We start from the raw sequence: 18,438 nt of genomic DNA, 5'->3' as shown, positions 1-18,438 counted from the left end.
CGTGTGCGAATGGAGGCATTTGCTGGAAATGGGGAACGCTAATAAGCACTAATCCGCACTCATCCATTAGCGTTGATGAGTGCCTATTAGTGTTCCTGATCCAGGACGTCGGACATAGCGTCTTTTGTACGACGATCGTTTGGCTTTCACCGTGGCATGGCGAATGAGATGAATTTCAATGGCCCACCCGATGTTGCAATTCAGCAGCCTGGACTTCAGTGTCAATGTCGACGCGCCTCGGACTGTCAAGTTGATGATAGCCCCTGTCCGCAATCGTAGCGGAAGCCGGGAATGAACCACGAAGGACACCAAGAGCACGAAGGAGGGAATCCCAATCATCCTCCGGGGCTGTCCCCGAAGTATCCTTGTGCAGCAGAGAACATTTGCTCTCCGGTCGGTGTGCCCCAAACTGCATGTAGAACACCTACGGCGTTCGGAGGTTTGATGGTTCCAGTGACCCAAGGTGCGCTTCGCGACCTTGGGCTGTGAAAATGGAACACCTACGGCGTTCGGCAGGCCAGGCTGACGTTCCTTCGAAGCACATCATCAGTGAAACGCTCAAGCAACCTGCCAGTTCCAAGGCGGTGGCCTTCACAATTGCATCCAGAGTTCCGAACGCCGAAGGTGTTCTACCCCATAGCCCAGGGGCGCACAGCGCACCCTGGGGACAGGCCCCATGCACACCCTCTCCGAACGCCGAAGGTGTTCTACAAATGGTCTTGGCAAGCCCGATCAGAACGCAAGCAAGCACCTTATCGAGCGTTACATCAGACGCCGGATTGGGCGATTGTTGGTCAAGCCATTTCAATCCACCGGGCCAATCAAACGCACTCTTACTGCGTCAACACACTGCCAAGCCGTCAAACGCATGGCCCTTCTAACCCAGCCGCCCATTCAAAAACGCCTTGGACACCCAAGTGAAACCAGGCAACCCATCAGGGCTCAAAATCCGTCCCCACTGCAGAACTCGGTTGATGGCCTGTTAAGTCAAGTCCACAGCCTCGAATGCGAATGGAGGCATTTGCAGCAGGAAATGGGGAACGCTAATAAGCACTTATCAACACTAATCAATCAGTGGAAAATGAGTGTTCCTGATCCAGGATGCCGGACATTGCGTCTTTTGTACGACGAACGCTTGGCTTTCACCGTGGCATGGCGATTCTGATGTCTGGCAGACACCCTAAGCCAATCGCCGCAACATGGTGGCTGTCCACAGGCCCGGTGAGAATCAATGCGTTGCAAGATGCCGATCAAGTCGCTTGATGAAACTCGAAGGCCGCATCTGCCCTGAGAAACCGCGACGGCGCAGTCGGCTGAGCCCAAGACGCCCAGGACTCTTTGCCGCAGAAACTTTGTCCTGGGTGCGGTGTTGCGAGAGTGACCAATGTAAAAAAAGTTTCAATTCGCGGTGAAAGCCGCTCTGCTGGAATCACACCGAATCATATTCGCGTAAGATGGATTGCAGCGCCCGATGGGCGGGCTTCTCCTGCCTCTTTCGGCGTGAGGAGCGAAACGCAAGCCGATCTGCTCAAAGTGTTTGCGATACGGCGTTTTCTGAGCGGCACTGGCAACTGTGCTCATTTATTTTGTTGAAATTCAAAAATACTCCGATAGATTCAGTTCTCATGCGCATCGAATCTATCGTCCCGATGCACTCAATCGCTTCGACGCCCTGCGATTGGCGATTGTAATTCCCGCCCCCGCCTCACTCCTAAGCTTAGACATCATTCCATCCATTGGCCCGAGCCCACGCAACTATGTCACAGACCATTGAACCGACCAGCTCCGACACGATCCAGCAGTTAAATGAAGATGAGGTGCAAGCGGTTGATCGCTTACGACAAGCCCACAGCGATTTGAAAAGCCAGCTTGGCCGCGTGATTGTCGGCCAGAAAGAGACGATTGATCTGTTGTTGATCTCACTGTTTGCACGCCGTCACGCGTTGCTGATGGGAGTTCCAGGATTGGCAAAAACGTTGTTGGTCAGCAAGCTTGCTGAAACGATGTGCTTGGACTTCAGCCGAATCCAGTTCACTCCTGACTTGATGCCGATGGACATCACCGGGACGGACATTTTGCAAGACGGCGGGGACGGTAAACGCGAGTTCCACTTTGTCAAAGGGCCCGTGTTCGCCAACATTATTCTTGCCGACGAAATCAACCGCGCCCCACCTAAGACTCAGGCCGCGATGCTCGAGGCGATGCAGGAGCAGCGCATCACCGTGGTTGGCAAGACATTTGAGCTGCCTTCACCGTTTATGGTTTTGGCCACGCAGAACCCTGTCGAGCAGGAGGGCACGTATCCGTTGCCCGAGGCTCAACTTGATCGCTTCATGACATTGATCGAGCTGGACTATCCTTCGGAGCAGGAAGAGATTCAGATCGCTCGATCGACGACCGGCAACACGATCCCGACGCTGGATCAAGTCATCAACGCCGAACAGATTTTGGCGCACCAGCAACTGGTTCGCCGGATTCCCGTTCCTGATCACATCTATGTCGAAGCCGCTAAATTGGTTCGCCGCACGCGACCGCAGAAAGGCGATGCACCGGACTGGATGCTGCCATTGGTGTCTTGGGGGGCTGGTCCACGGGCGGTTCAGGATTTGATCCTGGGCGCCAAGAGCCGGGCTGCCTTGGAAGGTTCTTACATGGTTCGTAGCGAAGACGTTTTGGCGGTTGCCAAGGCAGTGCTTTCACACCGAATCGTGACCACCTTTGCTGCTCAAGCCGAAGGCATGCGAGCAGGCGACATCATTGAACGACTGATCAGCGAGCTTTAATCCACCGGCATGTTTAACCCATCAAGCTCGCCTTCAGAACAAGGCACACGCGACTTCCTTGACCCCAAAGTTCTGGCCGCTCTAGGAGGCATGCCGTTGCTGGCACGTCGCCCGATGCGCGGGAATGTCTCTGGCATTCACACCAGTCCCACACGTGGTTCAAGCGTCGAGTTCGCAGAATACCGCAAGTACGTCCCCGGCGATGACCTCCGTCGTTTGGACTGGCGTGCTCACGGACGAAGTGATCGCTACTACGTCAAAGAGTACGAAGCGGACACCAATTTGCGCTGTTGCATCGTTGTCGACACCAGCGGATCGATGGATTACGGAACGGTCCCTAAGAAGGGCAGTAAGAAATCCAACGACTCGGGACCAAGCACCAAGCTGCGTGTCCCTCGGCCGGGCGTGACGCTCAGCAAGCTAGAGTACGCGAAACAAATCGCCGCAACGATTGCCTACATCGCCGCCCAACAAGGTGACGCGGTGGGCCTTTCCTGCGTTGCCGATGGCATCGTGCAACACTTACCACCGCGGCGGAATCCGGCTCACCTAAGTGTGATGTTTGACACGCTCAACGAGGCCAAACCGCAGGGCGAAACGGACTTGGTTTCAGTGCTGCACCAATTGGCCGAAACCACCGCACAAGCGGCGCTGGTGATCGTGATTTCGGACTTCTTTGTCGACTCCAGTGAACTGCTGGGCTGTTTCGAACACTTGCGGTTCCGACGTCACGACTTGTCACTGTTTCACCTCTTGGATCCGATGGAATTGGATTTTGCCTTTTCAGGTCCAACGCGGTTCCTGGACATGGAAGGCGGCACGGCAATGCTTGCCGAACCGAGCGAAATCGCGCACCAATACCGTCAAGCCATGAACGAATACCTGACGGACCTTGATCGCATCGTCACCCGAAGCGGCAGCGACTATCATCGCGTGACGATCGACCAGAGCGTGCAAAATGTGCTCACGAACTTCGTCACACGCCGAGCGACTTCACGAGGTGTGCGATGAATTTTCTACAGCCTTGGATGATCCTCGCGCTGCCGCTGGCGGTCCTGCCGATCATCATTCACCTGATCAACCAACGTCGCTACCAAAGCACGCCTTGGGCGGCGATGCAGTTTCTGTTGGCCGCGAGCCGAATGAATCGCGGTTACGCGAAAATCCGCCAGTGGTTGATCCTTGCCTTGCGGGCACTGGCCATTGTGGCATTGGTGTTCGCCATCGGACGGCCCTTGTTGAATAGCTCCATGGGCGGCGCCATGCTCGGCACTCTATTCGGAACCCGATCCACCAACGCCATCATTCTTCTGGACCGCAGTCCATCGATGCAAAAGAGCGTCGGCGACGGTGTGACATGGCTCGATCGCAGCTTGCAACAAGTCTCGGCAACACTGCAAACCACGGGCGTGAGCAAAATTGCTCTGATAGAAAGCAACCACGCCGGTGCTATCGAAGTCGACGATGCCAAACTGCTCCTGACGCAGGCTGAAATCGGCCCCAGTGATAAAACCGCTGACCTGCCTGGCATGGTTGAAGAAGCCGTTCGCTATATCGAAGACAACCAACTCGCCCAGGTCGATCTGTGGGTTTGTTCAGATGGCAATCGCTCTGACTGGAACCCAACCGATGGCCGCTGGAAAACCATGCAGCAAACGCTCGCTGAGATGGGACACCGGGTGCGGGTCCGCTACTTGCATCCGCCCAAAGAGGCCACCGGCAACAACCGATTCATTACTGTGGACGAAGTCAAAGTTGATCGCGGCAAAGACGAGAGCGGCATTTCGCTCTCGTTCACGGTGACCGAGCAGCAGTTCGGCGAAAAAGAAGTGCCCACAGAAGCGATGACCGTTCCAGTGGCAATCAATTTGCTGGGCACGCGTTCATCGATGGAAGTCACTTTGCAAGGTGGTGTCGCTCAAATCGTTGACTATCACTTGCCGATCGCCGGGAAAGTCACACAGGGTTACGGCTCCATTTCGATCCCTGCCGACGGCAATGATTCGGACAACATCGATTACTTTGCCTTTGGTCAACCGCCGGCAAAAGCAACCGTGATTATCAGCACCGACGAAGATGCCGCTCGGGTGATGGAACTGGCCGCCGGCGTTTCCGCGAACCCCTTTGTTGAAAACACAGTCGAGCAAATCACGCCTCAACAGATCGGTGCGATCCGCTGGGATGAAACGTCCCTGGTCCTTTGGCACGCTCCATTACCCTCGGGCGACCTCGAATCCGACAGTGACGCCGCTGCGCTGGACGCTTTTGTCCAGCGTGGTGGCACGGTGATTTTCTTTCCGACTGCAACAATTGCCGAACAAGACGTTGCCGACAGTCTGTTTGGGTGCGTTTGGACTCAGTGGAGCGTTCCCCCCGAGCCCGATGTCGCGTCCTGGCGTGGCGACAGTGACCTGCTTGCGGCGACGCTCTCTGGATCGTCGCTGCCGATTGGCCAACTAAAAATCTATCGCAATGTCCCGGTAAACGGTGACGCAACCACGTTGGCTCGGCTCTCGGATGATGCACCTTTGTTGTCTCGTGTTGCCACGCCAAGTGGCGGCGTCTATTTCTGCGGCACGACCACACGCGCAGAAGACTCCACGCTGGCGGCAAACGGCATCGTTTTGTACGTCATGCTCCAGCGGGCTCTCGCCGATGGTGCCGAGTCATTGGGCAGCACTAACGCAGCGGTCGCGGGACAAGTGGACCGTCAGCGGGCTGAGACTTGGGTGACCAAACTTAGCGCCGATGAACGTCTTTCGACTGAGAAATCATTCGACGCGGGCGTCTACCAGTACGGTGACGAGGAATCTCCACGGCTGATCGCGGTAAGCCGATCGGCGGCTGAGACCAAAACCGAAGCGTTGGATGACGACGAATTGCGAGCCCTCTTTGCTGGCGTCCCGTTCGAGAGTTATCAAAGCGAGTCTGCCAACACCAGTTCGCTGGTCGAAGAGGTTTGGCACATCTTTTGGATCGGCATGCTGCTGGCCATGTTTGGCGAAGCGTTGCTGTGCCTGCCGCGAGTCGAAGCCAAGACTCAACGGATGGCGTTTACAGGTTCATCAGCAACCAGCACGGAGAAAGCAGCATGATTGAGAACAGCGACATTTCCTTTGCCTGGTCGCCGATGATTGCCGTGATGGCGATCCTGATCGCGGTGGCCACAGCGATTCTGTCCTTCATCGCCTGTCAACGCACCAACTGGCGCCGATCGACGGTGTTGCTCGAAGGCACGCGCATGCTGATCGTTCTGCTTGCCGTCATTTTGCTTGGTGGCCCGGAATGGATTCAACAGTTCCGTCCCAATACCAAGCCAGTGGTCGCCGTCCTGTATGACGACTCAGACAGCATGACAACACAGGACGTCACCGCGACGTCGGGTCCATCGAAAACCATCAGTCGCAAACAAGCCATCGAAGCGCTGATCAACGAACAGACTTGGGACGACTTGAAAGAACGTGCCGAGGTCATCATCGAACCGTTCTCTGGGCCTCAAACTGTCACAGACGCAAACGATGACCAAGCCAGCGCGGCCAGGAACGACACGCCGCAGATCCGCTTGGCATCGCTACTGAACACTCAGGCTCAGCCCGCTGCCGAAGCGGACGACGACGAGTCCGACACTGCGTTCGGGACCAATCTGTCGGGCCCCATCTCCCAGACGATTCAGCAACACGAGAACCTGCTGGGCGTGTTCGTGGTTTCCGATGGCGACTGGAACGTCGGCGGGTCGCCCGTCAACGCCGCTGGAAAACTTCGCGCCGCCGGCGTGCCAATCTTTGCCTTGCCTGTTGGTAGCGACACGCGTTTACCCGACATCGAATTGATCAGCTTTGACGTGCCAACGTTTGCGATCGCCAGTAAAAAGGTCCGGATCCCATTCACCGTTGAAAGCTCGTTGCCACGTGACCACATGGCCAATGTCGTGCTGGAAACCGAAGACGGCCAAGCGATCGAAAAACAAGTCCGTGTCGCAGCAATGGGCCGCACTGCGGACTTCTTCGAATGGACTCCCGATCTGCTCGGTGACCGATCGCTCAAATTAACAGTCGACGATCATCCCTCGGAGATTCGTCAAGACAACAACACGGCGTCCGCACCGATCTCGATTCGCGAAGAAAAGCTAAAAGTCTTGATCGTTGAATCCTTTCCGCGCTGGGAATACCGCTACCTACGAAACTCGCTTTCCCGCGATCCAGGTGTGACGGTTTCTTGCTTGCTGTTCCATCCCGGTTTGGAGAAACGCGGTGGTGGCAACAAAGACTACATCAGTTCGTTTCCAGCGACCAAAGAAGAACTTGCCGAATACGATGTCGTTTTCCTCGGTGACGTGGGACTGGATGACAATCAGCTGACCATTGAACAATGCGACTTGCTGCACGGCTTGGTTCAGGACCAAGCCAGCGGCCTGGTGTTCCTGCCCGGCTGGGAAGGTAGGCAGTTTACGCTATTGGAAACGAAGCTTGCGGAACTTATGCCAGTCAATCTGGACGACACGCAGCTCGGAGGCTGGGGATCTCGAACCGCACAACACTTTGAATTGACCGAGATGGGTCGCCGTAGTCTGCTGACAAAGCTTGCCGATACCGCCGACGAAAATCTGGCCGTCTGGGGCAACTTGCCCGGATTCCAGTGGTACGCACCGGTCACCTCCGCTAAAAATGGAACCGAGACGTTGGCGGTGCACCAGGAAGCGAGCAATCAATATGGTCGAATTCCACTGCTAGTGACACGAACGTTTGGCTCCGGCAAAGTGCTGTTCATGGGCACCGATGGGGCTTGGCGTTGGCGGAAGGGTGTCGAAGACAAGTACCATTATCGTTTTTGGGGACAAGTCGTTCGCTGGATGGCTTATCGCCGCAACATGGCTCAAGGCGAAACCATGCGGATGTATTATTCGCCGGAACGTCCACGAGTCCGCCAAACCGTTTCCTTTGACGCGAATGTCATGGAAATCAGTGGCGAACCATTAAGCAAGGGAACGGTTGTCCTAAGAATCACCTCCCCTTCGAATCGTTTGGAAACGGTCCGTTTGCAATCGAGCGGAGGTCAGTGGGGTGCATTTTCAGGTCGATTTACCTCCAAGGAACCGGGGCAACACAAGTTGCAACTGTTCTGCAAAGAGACGGGACAAACCTTGGACACCTCGTTGTTCATTCAAGGTGAGTCGTTGGAAAAGATAGGACAACCGGCTCGGCCAGAAGTCCTCGAGGAGCTCGCAAGGATGACGCAAGGGAGCGTCATTTCTTTTAACCAGTTACCTGAAATTATCCAGCAACTAAACGCCATGCCAGACCCGCCACCAACGGTGCGACGGGTGGCACTGTGGTCACACCCGATCACCTTTGCCGTCTTGGTTGGACTGCTGGGCCTGTTTTGGATCGCACGCAAAGGGGCAGGACTGATATGAAAACTAAATCCGCACTCTCGGTTCCGGATTCTTTAAAAGGACAGCTGATCGCGTTTCGTAATCGCGTCTGGTGGATCAAGGGGATTGAAACCGTCTCATTGATCCTGTTGACCTTAGGATTGATGTTCCTGATCGTTTACGCCTGGGAACGCTGGACAGACGCGCCGGCCATCATCCGCGCTGGATTCTTGGTCGTCGCACTGGCATCGTTTGCGGCCGTGCCGTACTTCCTGGTTCGTTGGCTGGCCGGTTTTCGCGGCCTGCACGCATTGGCACGATTGTTGTCCGGCAAACTGCCGTCGATCGGCGATCGTCTGCTGGGTGTGATCGAACTGGCTGACAACGAGACCGAACAACAGCGTTCGATCGCACTGTGTCAGGCGGCGATGGATCAGGTAGCAGCGGACTGTGCGGATCAAGATTTTCGTGTCGCCACGCCGGATTCGCGGCATCGCTCCTTCGCCGTCATGGCCACCGTCGTTGTTTTGGCCTCCGTCACCGTTAGCTTGCTGTATCCGCAAGCGGCGTTTAACTCGCTGGCACGATTGGTTTCACCTTGGAGCGACACTCCTCGCTACACATTCACTCGAATCAACCCCATCGATCAAGAGATCGTGATTGCTCACGGCGAGCAATCTGAGTTGTTGGTCAAACTCTCAAACGAAAGTCTTTGGCTCCCCGAAACCGCCAAGCTATCGATTGCCAACCATGATCCATTGATCGCCGAACTCGACGGCAATCAATATCGCTTCCAAATTCCGCCGCAACTGACCGCCACAAACGTCAAACTGCGCATCGGTGACTTGGCTCAGCGACATGACCTGAACCCAATGTTCCGTCCGGAACTGGAATCCGTGATCGCTGACGTTCGGCTTCCTGAATACCTGCAACGGCCCGATGCTCTGTCCGTCGATTCACGTGCAGGCCGCGTCACTTTAGTCCGTGGCAGCAGTGCCACCGTGACCGCCGCTGCAAACCGAGCACTCAGTTTGGGACGCGTCAATGACGAGCCCACCACGCCATCGGGTGCCGAACTTAGCGCAGCTCCCCTGACACTGGACGATTCTAGGACACTTAAATTCCAATGGCGTGATCAGTATGGATTGACTGGCAAGTCCCCGTTTGAATTGTCAATTGATTCCACCGATGACAACGCACCGACCGTTTTAGTCGACGGTTTGCGACGCCAAATGGTGCTACTGAACTCAGAAGTCGTGAAGTTCACGGTCGGTGTTTCAGATGACTTCGGTGTCAAGAAGGCTGGGATCATGTGGCGCGGCATCCCACACCCCACGGTTGAAAAACTTGCCAACGGCGAAAAAATCTTGACCGCCGGCGGGCCCAAGGAAATGGAACTCGACGCAAAAGGCACATTCTGTGCGGAGCGTCTTGGCATCCAGCCACAAGCTTTGGAGCTGTTTGTATGGGCCGAAGACTACATGCCCGGACGCAAACGTTCTTACAGCGCACCGTACACCTTGTATGTTTTGTCGCCTGATCAACATGCCATCTGGATGACTCAGCAGTTAAGCAAATGGCATCAACAAGCACTGGATGTTCGCGACCGTGAACGCCAATTGCACGAAGCCAACAAGGAGCTGCGAGACAAGAGCCGCGAAGAGCTGGCGACCGAAGAATCGCGTCGCGAGTTGGCTCGGCAGGCCGATGCAGAAGAAGCGAACGGACGGCGGCTCGATCGCCTCAACCAGCTCGGTGAAGACCTGGTCAAAGCTGCTGCCCGCAACCCCGAGATTGGCGTGGGTCACTTGGAAGACTGGGCACAGATGCTGCAAATCCTGAAGGACCTGTCCGACAACCGCATGCCCAGCGTCGCGGAGCTCCTGGAAGACAGCTCCAACGCCCCCTCACAGGGTTCTGGCAAACCCAGCGAAGCTGACCCACAGGCGGTCGCCGGCAAAAGCCCTGCCAAGCCTCCGGCACCCAATGCAGGCCAAGTCCGCGCCAACGGATCTGGCAAGCCATCGGAAACCGAAGGCGAAGGCCCCGAACCTCGTGCCGCCCCAACCTTGGCGGATGTCGAATCCAGCGCCTTGGCACCCAAAGATGATGACGATCCTGCTGAACCGGGACCACCGAAGAAACCATCGAACTCTGCATTGCGTCTACCTGGAACAACCATTATCGGTAATGGCAAACCAGAGGAACAACAGCAGCAACAGAACCAAGAAGACGCCTTGGACCAAGCGGTTACTGAACAGAAAGACCTGCTAGCTGAATTCGATAAGATCGCTGAGGAGCTCAACGCTATCCTGGCTAACCTTGAAGGCAGCACATTGGTCAAGCGTTTAAAAGCCGAATCACGCGTGCAAAACGTGATCGCTGGAAAACTGACCGACCAGATCCGTCCGGCCTTCGGTCAAAGCAAGCTTGAGGTCAACAAGAAGTCCAAGACCATCCTAAAGCAACTGAGTGAGGCCGAAGGCAGTCGCTCTCTGTCCGTGTCCTACATCATGGACGACATGGAAGCGTACTACCAACGTCGCAAGTTCGCGCGTTTCAAGACCACGCTTGACGAAATGCGTGAAGAAGAAGTGCTGACCGCGATCCACGACCTCTCGTCGGAAATCGTCAGCCAACAAGGTGTCTCCGTCGCCATGTGCGAATACTGGGCAGACACATTAGACCGCTGGGCGGAAAACCTGGTCGATCCCGCTAAAAGCGGCCAATGCCCCGGTGGAGCTTCACCGGAAAGTTTGCCACCGTCGATCGTGTTGGAAGTCCTGCAGATCCTGGAAGGCGAAATCGCCTTGCGTGATGAAACACGTGTTGCCGAACAAGGACGTCCAGCGCTGAGAGAAGCAGAGCACATGAAGGAAGCCGAGTCGCTTTCGGAAGTTCAGAATAAACTGGCCAAACGCATTGCTGATGTCGTCGATCGCATTCAAGAATTGCCTGAGGCGAACAAGCACTTTGGCAAAGAGATGAAGCTGCTGGCAGCGGTCAACGGTGTCATGCGTGAAGCGGGCGAAATCCTGTACGGCGGCGAAACCGGCTCGCCAGCGATTGCCGCTGAAACCGAAGCCATTGAGCTGCTCTTGCAGAGCAAACGTATCAATCCCAACGGCGGCGGAGGCGGTGGCAACAGCCCCGGCGGCGGCGGCGAAGGCAATACCGTTGACGCGGCATTGGCCCTCTTGGGCAGTGGCCGAAATGCCAAGGAAGTCAAGGAAGCACGTGACGTCTCACAAACCACAGGTGAAACGGGCAACGTCTACCCCGAAGAGTTCCGCAGCGGCTTGGACAAGTACTTCAATCAACTGGGTGGATAATGAACTGCCAACGATTTCGATTATTGTTCCTCACCTCCAGCTTCGCGCTGTTGGTCTTTACCCAGAACGTCATCGCACAGGTCGACGTCGCACAGCCAGCGGTGGCGCAGGCTGCCGCACAGGCAGCGGCTGCTGATGCCGCTGCCGGCGAAGCTCATGGACACGGCGAAGCTGATGGACACGGCGAAGCTGATGGGGACGAACAGGAAAAGGACGTCGACAAGGCTGCCCAGCAGCAAGCCGGCGAGATCGGAAAAGACATTGGACGGGACGTCGCCAGAGCCATTTTTGGCTTCGGCATCCGCCCGCCCAGGGTTGCTCCTGCAAAGATTGGCCCGGCCGTCAAAGTGGATCCCAAAGAGGTCGATCTCACGTTTCTGACGCCGCACATCAATCGCGAACTGAGTCTGATCCATCAGGTCGGCCAAGCGAACTCCGATCAGATGGACAAGATGGTCGAGGCGGCCAAGAAGGCTCGGGATGAAATGATCGACATGGTGGGGCCTCGGAATCGTGCGATCCCGGGCAAGCGGATTGTGATGTACGGACCGAACAGCATTCGCTTGTACGCCAACCCTTTCGAACGCATTCGCAAGGATGCCTTGGCCTATGCCAAAGAAGCCTTGGACAAAGAACAGTTCCAGGCCTACAGCAAAGAAGCCAAGGCACGTGAAGACGCCGAAAAGCAGGCTCTAGCCCAGACCTATGCCATGCTGTATCAGCGACACATCCCGCTGACCAAAGAGCAGCGTCAAAAGCTGATCGACAACATTAAAAAAGCGGATCTTGATACGGATTTAGTCAACGTCCAAGTGTATGTGCAGAACCCTCGCTATCTGCCACAACTGCCCGATGACGTGACGGAGTCGGTTCTTTCGAAGACTCAGCGTGAAGCATTAAGCCGGTCCTCGCGAGTCATTTTTTCCTCGCAGATGCAGACTGTCACGATGAACTACCAAGGTAAAAAATGGATCGCCAAATGACCACGCATCGCCCTCAGGGCAAGGGACCGCATCTTGTGGTCAGTGCCTGCCTGCTAGCGTTCGGCTTCCTGACCGTGCTGCCTGCCCCACAGGCGTCTGCCCAAGTCGCCGTTCGCCGTCAACTCTCGGAAACTCAGTTTGACAGCTGGGTCTTCCAGGGCAACGTCAATGGCAAGACGGCCGACAAAGCCATTGAGCAGCGTTTGGAATTGCAGCTTGATTACCTGAACGCGATGTCTCCGCTTAGCGACGATCAAAAAGCCATCATGCGGCTCGCTGGAGAAGGTGACATCAAACGCTTCATGCGAAAAGTCCGCTATGGACGCCAAGTGTTGAAAACCATCGACGCCTCTGACAACCAAGCCGTCTCGCAAGCGTATCAACTTGCCAGACCACTCGCCCAGCAATTCGAAAAGGGTTTGTTTGGTGAAACCAGCCTGTTTCATAAAGCATTCCTGGCAAACCTAAGCGAAGAGCAATCCTCGGCGGTTCAGCATGCCATCGAAGATCAAGAACGCGCCGACGCTCGCGCCATCAATCACATGTTGCTTGCCATGGTTCGCCGTGATGTGCCGATGACCCAGGATCAATACGGCAAACTGACAAACTTGCTCGATGAAGCCGTGCCACGCTGTCCGTCAAAAAGCAACTATGCGTTGTACTACGTGGGCTATTTTTTCAGCCGAGTCCCAGATGAATCGCTGGAAGCAATTTTCGAAGGTGACGAATTAGCAGCGGTCAAGAAGCACGCCAAACGCTATCAAGGCTACAAGAACATGCTGGTCTCACAGGGGCTGATGAAAGATGATGAATAAACGACTGCCCGCCCGACACGCTCGCTTGCTGGCCCTTGCTAGTGTCTTTGTCACCTTATTGGCGGCACCTGCAGATGCTCAGCTGCCAAATGCTCAGATCGGTGAAGCCGTGCCTCGCGATGTTCGCGAGGTCTACCAGAAGGGGCTCGATTACTTGCTGTCGATTCAAAAAGAAGACGGCAGTTTCGGATCAGGGACCTACGGCGGCGCCGGAGTCTCTGGCATGGGGGTCATGGTCTTCTTGGCTTCCGGTGAAGACCCAAACTTTGGTCGCTACAGCGGAGCGATCCGCAAAGCTGTCCGCTTTATCGTCAGGAACCAAGACAAGACCACGGGAATTCTGGGTGGACGAACCAGCCACACCAGCATGTACAACCACGGCTTCGCAATGCTGGCGCTTTCGGAAGTCTACGGGGCTATTGATGAACGCACGCTGTGGCGCGAAAGTGGCGATGTTCCCGCGGACGAGCGACGGAGTGTCGGCCAAGCATTGGAACTGGCTGTTCGAGCCAGCATTACCTCGCAAAAGAAAAACAAACACGGTGGCTGGCGCTACGGTCCTGATGCCACCGACGCTGACACCTCAGTCAGTGGAGCAGTCTTGGTGGGCTTGCTGGCCGCTCGTAACGCCGGTATCGAAGTTCCCGACGAAGCGATCGATCGCGCGATCACTTACTTTCAATCGATGACCAGTGACTCCGGACAGGTCGCCTATTCTGGCGTTGGCGGTTTTGGCGTCTCTGTACCGAGACAATCGATCGCCTGCCTCGTCTATGCACTGGCAAGACGCAAAGACGTCAAACAATTTAATGCCACACTCGGTGCACTGACCAGTGACCTGGGCTCCGCCAGCTCAGGCAGCTATCTCGAATACGGGCGTTATTACGAAGCCCAAGCTTTGTTCCATGGCGACGTGGAGTCGTGGAAGAAATGGAATGAACGGTTAGTCCGCGAACTGAAGTCGACTCAGAAAGCCAATGGCAGCTTTCAAGCCAGCAACGGCCCCGAAGTCGGCACCTGCCTGAACCTGCTGGGGTTGGCGCTCAACTATCGCTTCTTACCCATTTATGAACGATGAAAACAGCTACAGTCTCCCCTAATCGTCGACGCAGTTGGAATCCCACCGTTGCGCAGATCATGGTGGCGCCCTTGGCGTTAGCATTGTTCGTCACCAGCATGGCAATGCACGCCCGAGCGCAAGAGGGGGATGCATCCAATCCATTCTCGCGCAACCGCCAGCCAGCCGACTTAGCAACTGAGGCAACCCAGCCCCAGACCACCACTCCACAGCACATCGCTGGCAAACTGGCGTTGATTTCCGATCAATGGATCGAGGGCCAATTGCTGCCCAGCGAAACCGGACAACTGGTCTGGAAAAACTCGCGGTTCGTGTCCCCGATCGTCTTCGACATCAATTCGGTTCGCAGCTTGGCCGTTCCCACCAAGCAAATCGAGAACTATCCCGAACAAACCGTCGCCATCGAACTGCACAGTCGTGAACGCTGCGTCGGAACATTGTCCGCCATCAGCGATGAATCGATTGAGATTGAAACCGCCGACTGTGGCGTACTGACCCTCGCCCGCGATCAGGTCTCACGGATTTATCCACTGACCAATGGAAAAGAGAACTCGATCTATCGGGGCCCAGACCACCTGGACCGCTGGATCGAGGTCAAGAAAGCGATGGAGTTGGCTCAAGAAGCACAGATCCAAAAAGTGCAACTGCGGAATGCCGCCGTTGCCATCCGCGCAGCGGGACAGGCACCGAATCAGAAACAGCCTGAGCCCAAACCGGAAGACAACGAGCCACGTTGGGACGATTCAACCGGTGTCCTGACGTCCCAGAAATCCAACACAGCGATTCGTCGGGATGACGTTCTTCACACTCGATCCAGTGTTGAACTTGAAGTCGAATTCGCTCCTGACACCGATTTTGTGATCGAACTGGGGACCACCGAGAAGACTCCGATCGACGCGCTGCAAGGGACGTTCTGCCTGTCGGTCTTCAACGAGCAGTTAGTCCTCGTCCTGGAACTGGAGGAAAGCCTAAGCCTGATCAAGCTCGGCGACATTGATTCCTTTAATGGCCGTTTGCATTTTTTGATCCATCTCGATCAATCCAAGGGCGAGGCCAAATTGATCAACTTGACGACCGGCAAAGTCTTTGACATGCCTTCGGTTGGCGAGACCAAACTGGCCGACCGCCGCTCTGTTCGCTTTACCAACTACAGCGGAAAGCTGCGAATTCACTCTCTATTCGTGCGGCCCTACTTTGCTGTCGATTCAACCGATAACACCGATCAAGATCGAATCTACAAAGCGGATAAAGAGATCGTCGAGGGACAAATTGTTTCCGTTGACGGGCAAAGCGTGACCGTCAAAACCGGCGAAGAAGAGGTCTCGGTGTCTCTGTCCAACGTTATCGAGATCGCTCCCAAGCAGATCGCCGCTACCCCAAACGCCGACACGGACGACGACGACCAAAACACGGCTCGGCGCTTCAACGTGTTCACGACCATGGGCTCGTTATGGTCTGGTCAGGTGGTGCAAACGACCGACCAATCGCTGATCCTAAAAAGCGATTTTGTTGCCGAACCGGTGGAGATCAAGATCGCGCAACTGCTGCGTCTGTCTTGCATCAACGCCAAAGCCAAGACCGAAACTCCCGAGGAAGGCCGTGCTGGCAATCTGGAATTCGAAACCGGCAAACTCTCCGGTGTCTTTATCGAAACCCCTGCGGACAACGCCGGTCACCCGCTGTGGTTTAAGCCGAATGATGCCGCCCAGGTCGCTCTGGCAGACTCCTTCGAAGGCAAGATGAGATTCCTTCGCGCCGCAATGCCCAAACCCACCGAATCACAGGCGTCCAGACCGGTCGCGCAACGGCCTCGCGCTGCCAACCCAATCAATCTGCTCAGCGGATTGCTGCGAATGTCAGGCGGACCAACTCCGCCGACCGTGACGGAGAGCTCCGTCCCCGATTCTCCCTCGCTGTTGTATTTGAAGACCGGCGAAAGCGTTGAAATCGAACCCAACAAGTATGCCGAAAAGCACTTCTTGTTTGACTCCAAAGAGTCAGAAAAGAAAGATGTCCACTCGGACGAAATCCGAGCGATCGTGCTGTCCGGTTACGAAGCAAAAGTCAAAATCGACGGCGTCGCGCTCGAGCGATTTTTGACCGTCCCCCGCCGAAATAAGCGTGATCCCCCAACGCATTTGCTGATCGCAACCAACGGCGACCTGTTGCGTTGTCGATTGCTGTCGATCGACGAGGCAAACGTCGTCGTTCAAGCGGGCTTCGAAACCCTGACGCTGGATCGTAAGGTGCTGGCGCAAGTGATTTGGTTGGACACGCCGCAAGTCGAAGACGACGAGAATGAACCAGAGGCTTCCTCCGTGGCCGATCATCATCCACTGCGAGTGATTGGCAAGTCTGGCGGTCGCTACCACATCGCAGTCCAACCCTCGGTGGTTCAGGGCAGCATGATCAAAGGCAATAATGCTGTGCTGGGCAAAGCAGCCGTCGACCTTGAATCCGTAGACGAATTGTTGATCGGCCTGGTGCCTGCGGACATTGGCGCCAATGGTCAATACGCCAAATGGCAACTCAAGAATGCGAATGACATTATCTTGCCAGAGTCCGACGGCGGCGACAGCATGCAGTCCGCACTGGTCGGCAAAGAGGCTCCGGAAGTAAAACTCAAGATGCTGGACGGAGAGGAGTTCACGATTGCAAAATACCGCGGCAAGGTACTCGTGCTCGATTTCTGGGCCACCTGGTGCGGCCCCTGTATTCAAGCCATGCCCGTGATCGAAAACACCGTTCAGGGCTTTGATCCCGACAGTGTGCAACTGGTGGCTGTGAACCTGCAAGAAACATCGGACCAAATCCAGGAAGCGCTCAAACGCATGGGCATTGAACCCGAAGTCGCCATGGATCGCGATGGAGTGGCCGCAGCACGCTACGAAGCCAACGCCATTCCACAAACCGTGGTCATCGATCCCGACGGAGTCGTGCAGAATGTCTTTGTCGGTGCCAAAGGGAACCTCGGCGAAGTCCTGAGCGCTGCGATCAGTGACGCCCTGGGTGCCGAAGACCTGTAACCTGAAGGCTCAAGATCGACCGACCGTCATCCCCATCAGCCGTTTTGCCGCTAGCGTCGGCATTCACCGAGACACAACGAAGCGTCTCGGACGGGCAAGATCGCGGCCTCAAACGGGAATGACGGCTATTGCTTGAGATGGAATGGAATGGAATGGAATGGAATGGAATGGAATGGAATGGAATGGAATGGAATGGAATGGGAGAACGCTAATAAGCACTAATCAGCACTAATCAAATAGCGTGGATCAGTGCCGATGAGTGTTCCGTTTTTGGGACCACGAACATTGCGTGCTTTGTACGACGATCGCAGTTCGGAGGGGCTGGTACGCGGCCTCAATCGGGAATGGAGGCTATCGCTGGGGATGGAAAGGGAGAACGCTAATGAGCACTAATCCTCACGAATCAATTAGCGTTGATCAGTGCCGATTAGCGTTCCTTTTTCGGGACCACGAACATTGCAATCCTTTGCACGACGAACGCAGCTCGGAGGGACTGGTCAGCGGCCTCAATCGCGAATGGCGGCTATCGCTGGAGATGGAAAGGGAGAACGCTAATGAGAACTAATCCTCACTAATTAATTAGCGGTGATGAGTGTTGATTAGCGTTCCTTCTTTGGGACCACGAACATTGCAATCCTTTGCACGACGAACGCAGCTCGGAGGGGCTGGTCAGCGGCCTCAATCGCGAATGGCGGCTATCGCTGGAGATGGAAAGGGAGAACGCTAATGAGAACTAATCCTCACTAATTAATTAGCGGTGATGAGTGTTGATTAGCGTTCCGTTTTTGGGACCACGAACATTGCAATCCTTTGTACGACGAACGCAGCTCGGAGGGGCTGGTCAGCGGCCTCAATCGCGAATGGCGGCTATCGCTGGAGATGGAAAGGGAGAACGCTAATGAGCACTAATCCTCACTAATCAATTAGCGTTGATCAGTGCCGATTAGCGTTCCTTTTTCGGGACCACGAACATTGCAATCCTTTGTACGACGAAGCAGCTCAGACGGGCAAGAACGCGGCCTCAAATGGGAATGACGGCGATCGCTGGAG

9 protein-coding genes are annotated in these 18,438 nt (G+C 55.5%); all 9 read left to right on the top strand.

What is annotated here, in order from left to right:
* Window positions 1-1,757 precede the first annotated feature (1,757 nt).
* Genes SV7mr_RS10900 through SV7mr_RS10860 form a run of 9 tightly spaced genes read left to right on the top strand, consistent with a single transcriptional unit; the run spans window position 1,758 to window position 17,388 of the window.
* Window positions 1,758-2,783, top strand: coding sequence for an AAA family ATPase (locus SV7mr_RS10900; RefSeq protein WP_145271891.1), 1,026 nt, complete (start codon window positions 1,758-1,760; stop codon window positions 2,781-2,783).
* Window positions 2,784-2,792: 9 nt separating this feature from the next.
* A complete protein-coding gene (locus tag SV7mr_RS10895; protein ID WP_145271889.1) occupies window positions 2,793-3,794 on the top strand; it encodes a DUF58 domain-containing protein in 1,002 nt (333 codons plus the stop codon).
* Window positions 3,791-5,878, top strand: coding sequence for a BatA domain-containing protein (locus SV7mr_RS10890; protein ID WP_145271887.1), 2,088 nt, complete (start codon window positions 3,791-3,793; stop codon window positions 5,876-5,878). Before SV7mr_RS10895 ends, SV7mr_RS10890 begins: the two co-directional genes overlap by 4 nt.
* Window positions 5,875-8,196, top strand: coding sequence for a vWA domain-containing protein (locus SV7mr_RS10885; RefSeq protein ID WP_145271885.1), 2,322 nt, complete (start codon window positions 5,875-5,877; stop codon window positions 8,194-8,196). Before SV7mr_RS10890 ends, SV7mr_RS10885 begins: the two co-directional genes overlap by 4 nt.
* The gene (locus SV7mr_RS10880) at window positions 8,193-11,486 is read left to right on the top strand and encodes an ICP22 family protein (RefSeq protein WP_145271883.1); all 3,294 of its coding nucleotides are present in this window, start codon (window positions 8,193-8,195) and stop codon (window positions 11,484-11,486) included. The genes SV7mr_RS10885 and SV7mr_RS10880 overlap by 4 nt, the downstream gene beginning before the upstream one ends.
* Window positions 11,486-12,469, top strand: a complete 984-nt coding sequence (locus SV7mr_RS10875) for a hypothetical protein (RefSeq protein ID WP_145271881.1) — start codon at window positions 11,486-11,488, stop codon at window positions 12,467-12,469. The genes SV7mr_RS10880 and SV7mr_RS10875 overlap by 1 nt, the downstream gene beginning before the upstream one ends.
* Entirely contained in the window at window positions 12,466-13,284 is an 819-nt protein-coding gene (locus tag SV7mr_RS10870; RefSeq protein ID WP_145271879.1) for a hypothetical protein, read from the top strand. Before SV7mr_RS10875 ends, SV7mr_RS10870 begins: the two co-directional genes overlap by 4 nt.
* Window positions 13,277-14,362 (top strand): prenyltransferase/squalene oxidase repeat-containing protein, encoded by a 1,086-nt coding sequence (locus SV7mr_RS10865; RefSeq protein ID WP_419188465.1) that lies wholly within the window; start codon window positions 13,277-13,279, stop codon window positions 14,360-14,362. Before SV7mr_RS10870 ends, SV7mr_RS10865 begins: the two co-directional genes overlap by 8 nt.
* Window positions 14,359-17,388 carry a TlpA family protein disulfide reductase gene (locus tag SV7mr_RS10860; protein WP_145271875.1) on the top strand — a complete coding sequence of 1,010 codons (3,030 nt, stop codon included), beginning with the start codon at window positions 14,359-14,361 and terminating at the stop codon, window positions 17,386-17,388. The genes SV7mr_RS10865 and SV7mr_RS10860 overlap by 4 nt, the downstream gene beginning before the upstream one ends.
* Window positions 17,389-18,438 lie beyond the last annotated feature (1,050 nt).

The sequence above is a fragment of the Stieleria bergensis genome (assembly GCA_007745635.1).
GTDB classification, from domain to species: Bacteria; Planctomycetota; Planctomycetia; order Pirellulales; family Pirellulaceae; genus Stieleria; species Stieleria bergensis.
The sequence above is the reverse complement of the archived record's forward strand: the minus strand, read 5'-3'. Positions and strand labels throughout refer to the sequence as shown.

Excerpts from the sequence above, each read along its gene's own strand:
- SV7mr_RS10900 (WP_145271891.1), top strand. The coding sequence starts at position 1,758 with ATGTCACAGACCATTGAACCGACCAGCTCCGACACGATCCAGCAGTTA.
- SV7mr_RS10895 (WP_145271889.1), top strand. The coding sequence starts at position 2,793 with ATGTTTAACCCATCAAGCTCGCCTTCAGAACAAGGCACACGCGACTTC.
- SV7mr_RS10890 (WP_145271887.1), top strand. The coding sequence starts at position 3,791 with ATGAATTTTCTACAGCCTTGGATGATCCTCGCGCTGCCGCTGGCGGTC.
- SV7mr_RS10885 (WP_145271885.1), top strand. The coding sequence starts at position 5,875 with ATGATTGAGAACAGCGACATTTCCTTTGCCTGGTCGCCGATGATTGCC.
- SV7mr_RS10880 (WP_145271883.1), top strand. The coding sequence starts at position 8,193 with ATGAAAACTAAATCCGCACTCTCGGTTCCGGATTCTTTAAAAGGACAG.
- SV7mr_RS10875 (WP_145271881.1), top strand. The coding sequence starts at position 11,486 with ATGAACTGCCAACGATTTCGATTATTGTTCCTCACCTCCAGCTTCGCG.
- SV7mr_RS10870 (WP_145271879.1), top strand. The coding sequence starts at position 12,466 with ATGACCACGCATCGCCCTCAGGGCAAGGGACCGCATCTTGTGGTCAGT.
- SV7mr_RS10865 (WP_419188465.1), top strand. The coding sequence starts at position 13,277 with ATGAATAAACGACTGCCCGCCCGACACGCTCGCTTGCTGGCCCTTGCT.
- SV7mr_RS10860 (WP_145271875.1), top strand. The coding sequence starts at position 14,359 with ATGAAAACAGCTACAGTCTCCCCTAATCGTCGACGCAGTTGGAATCCC.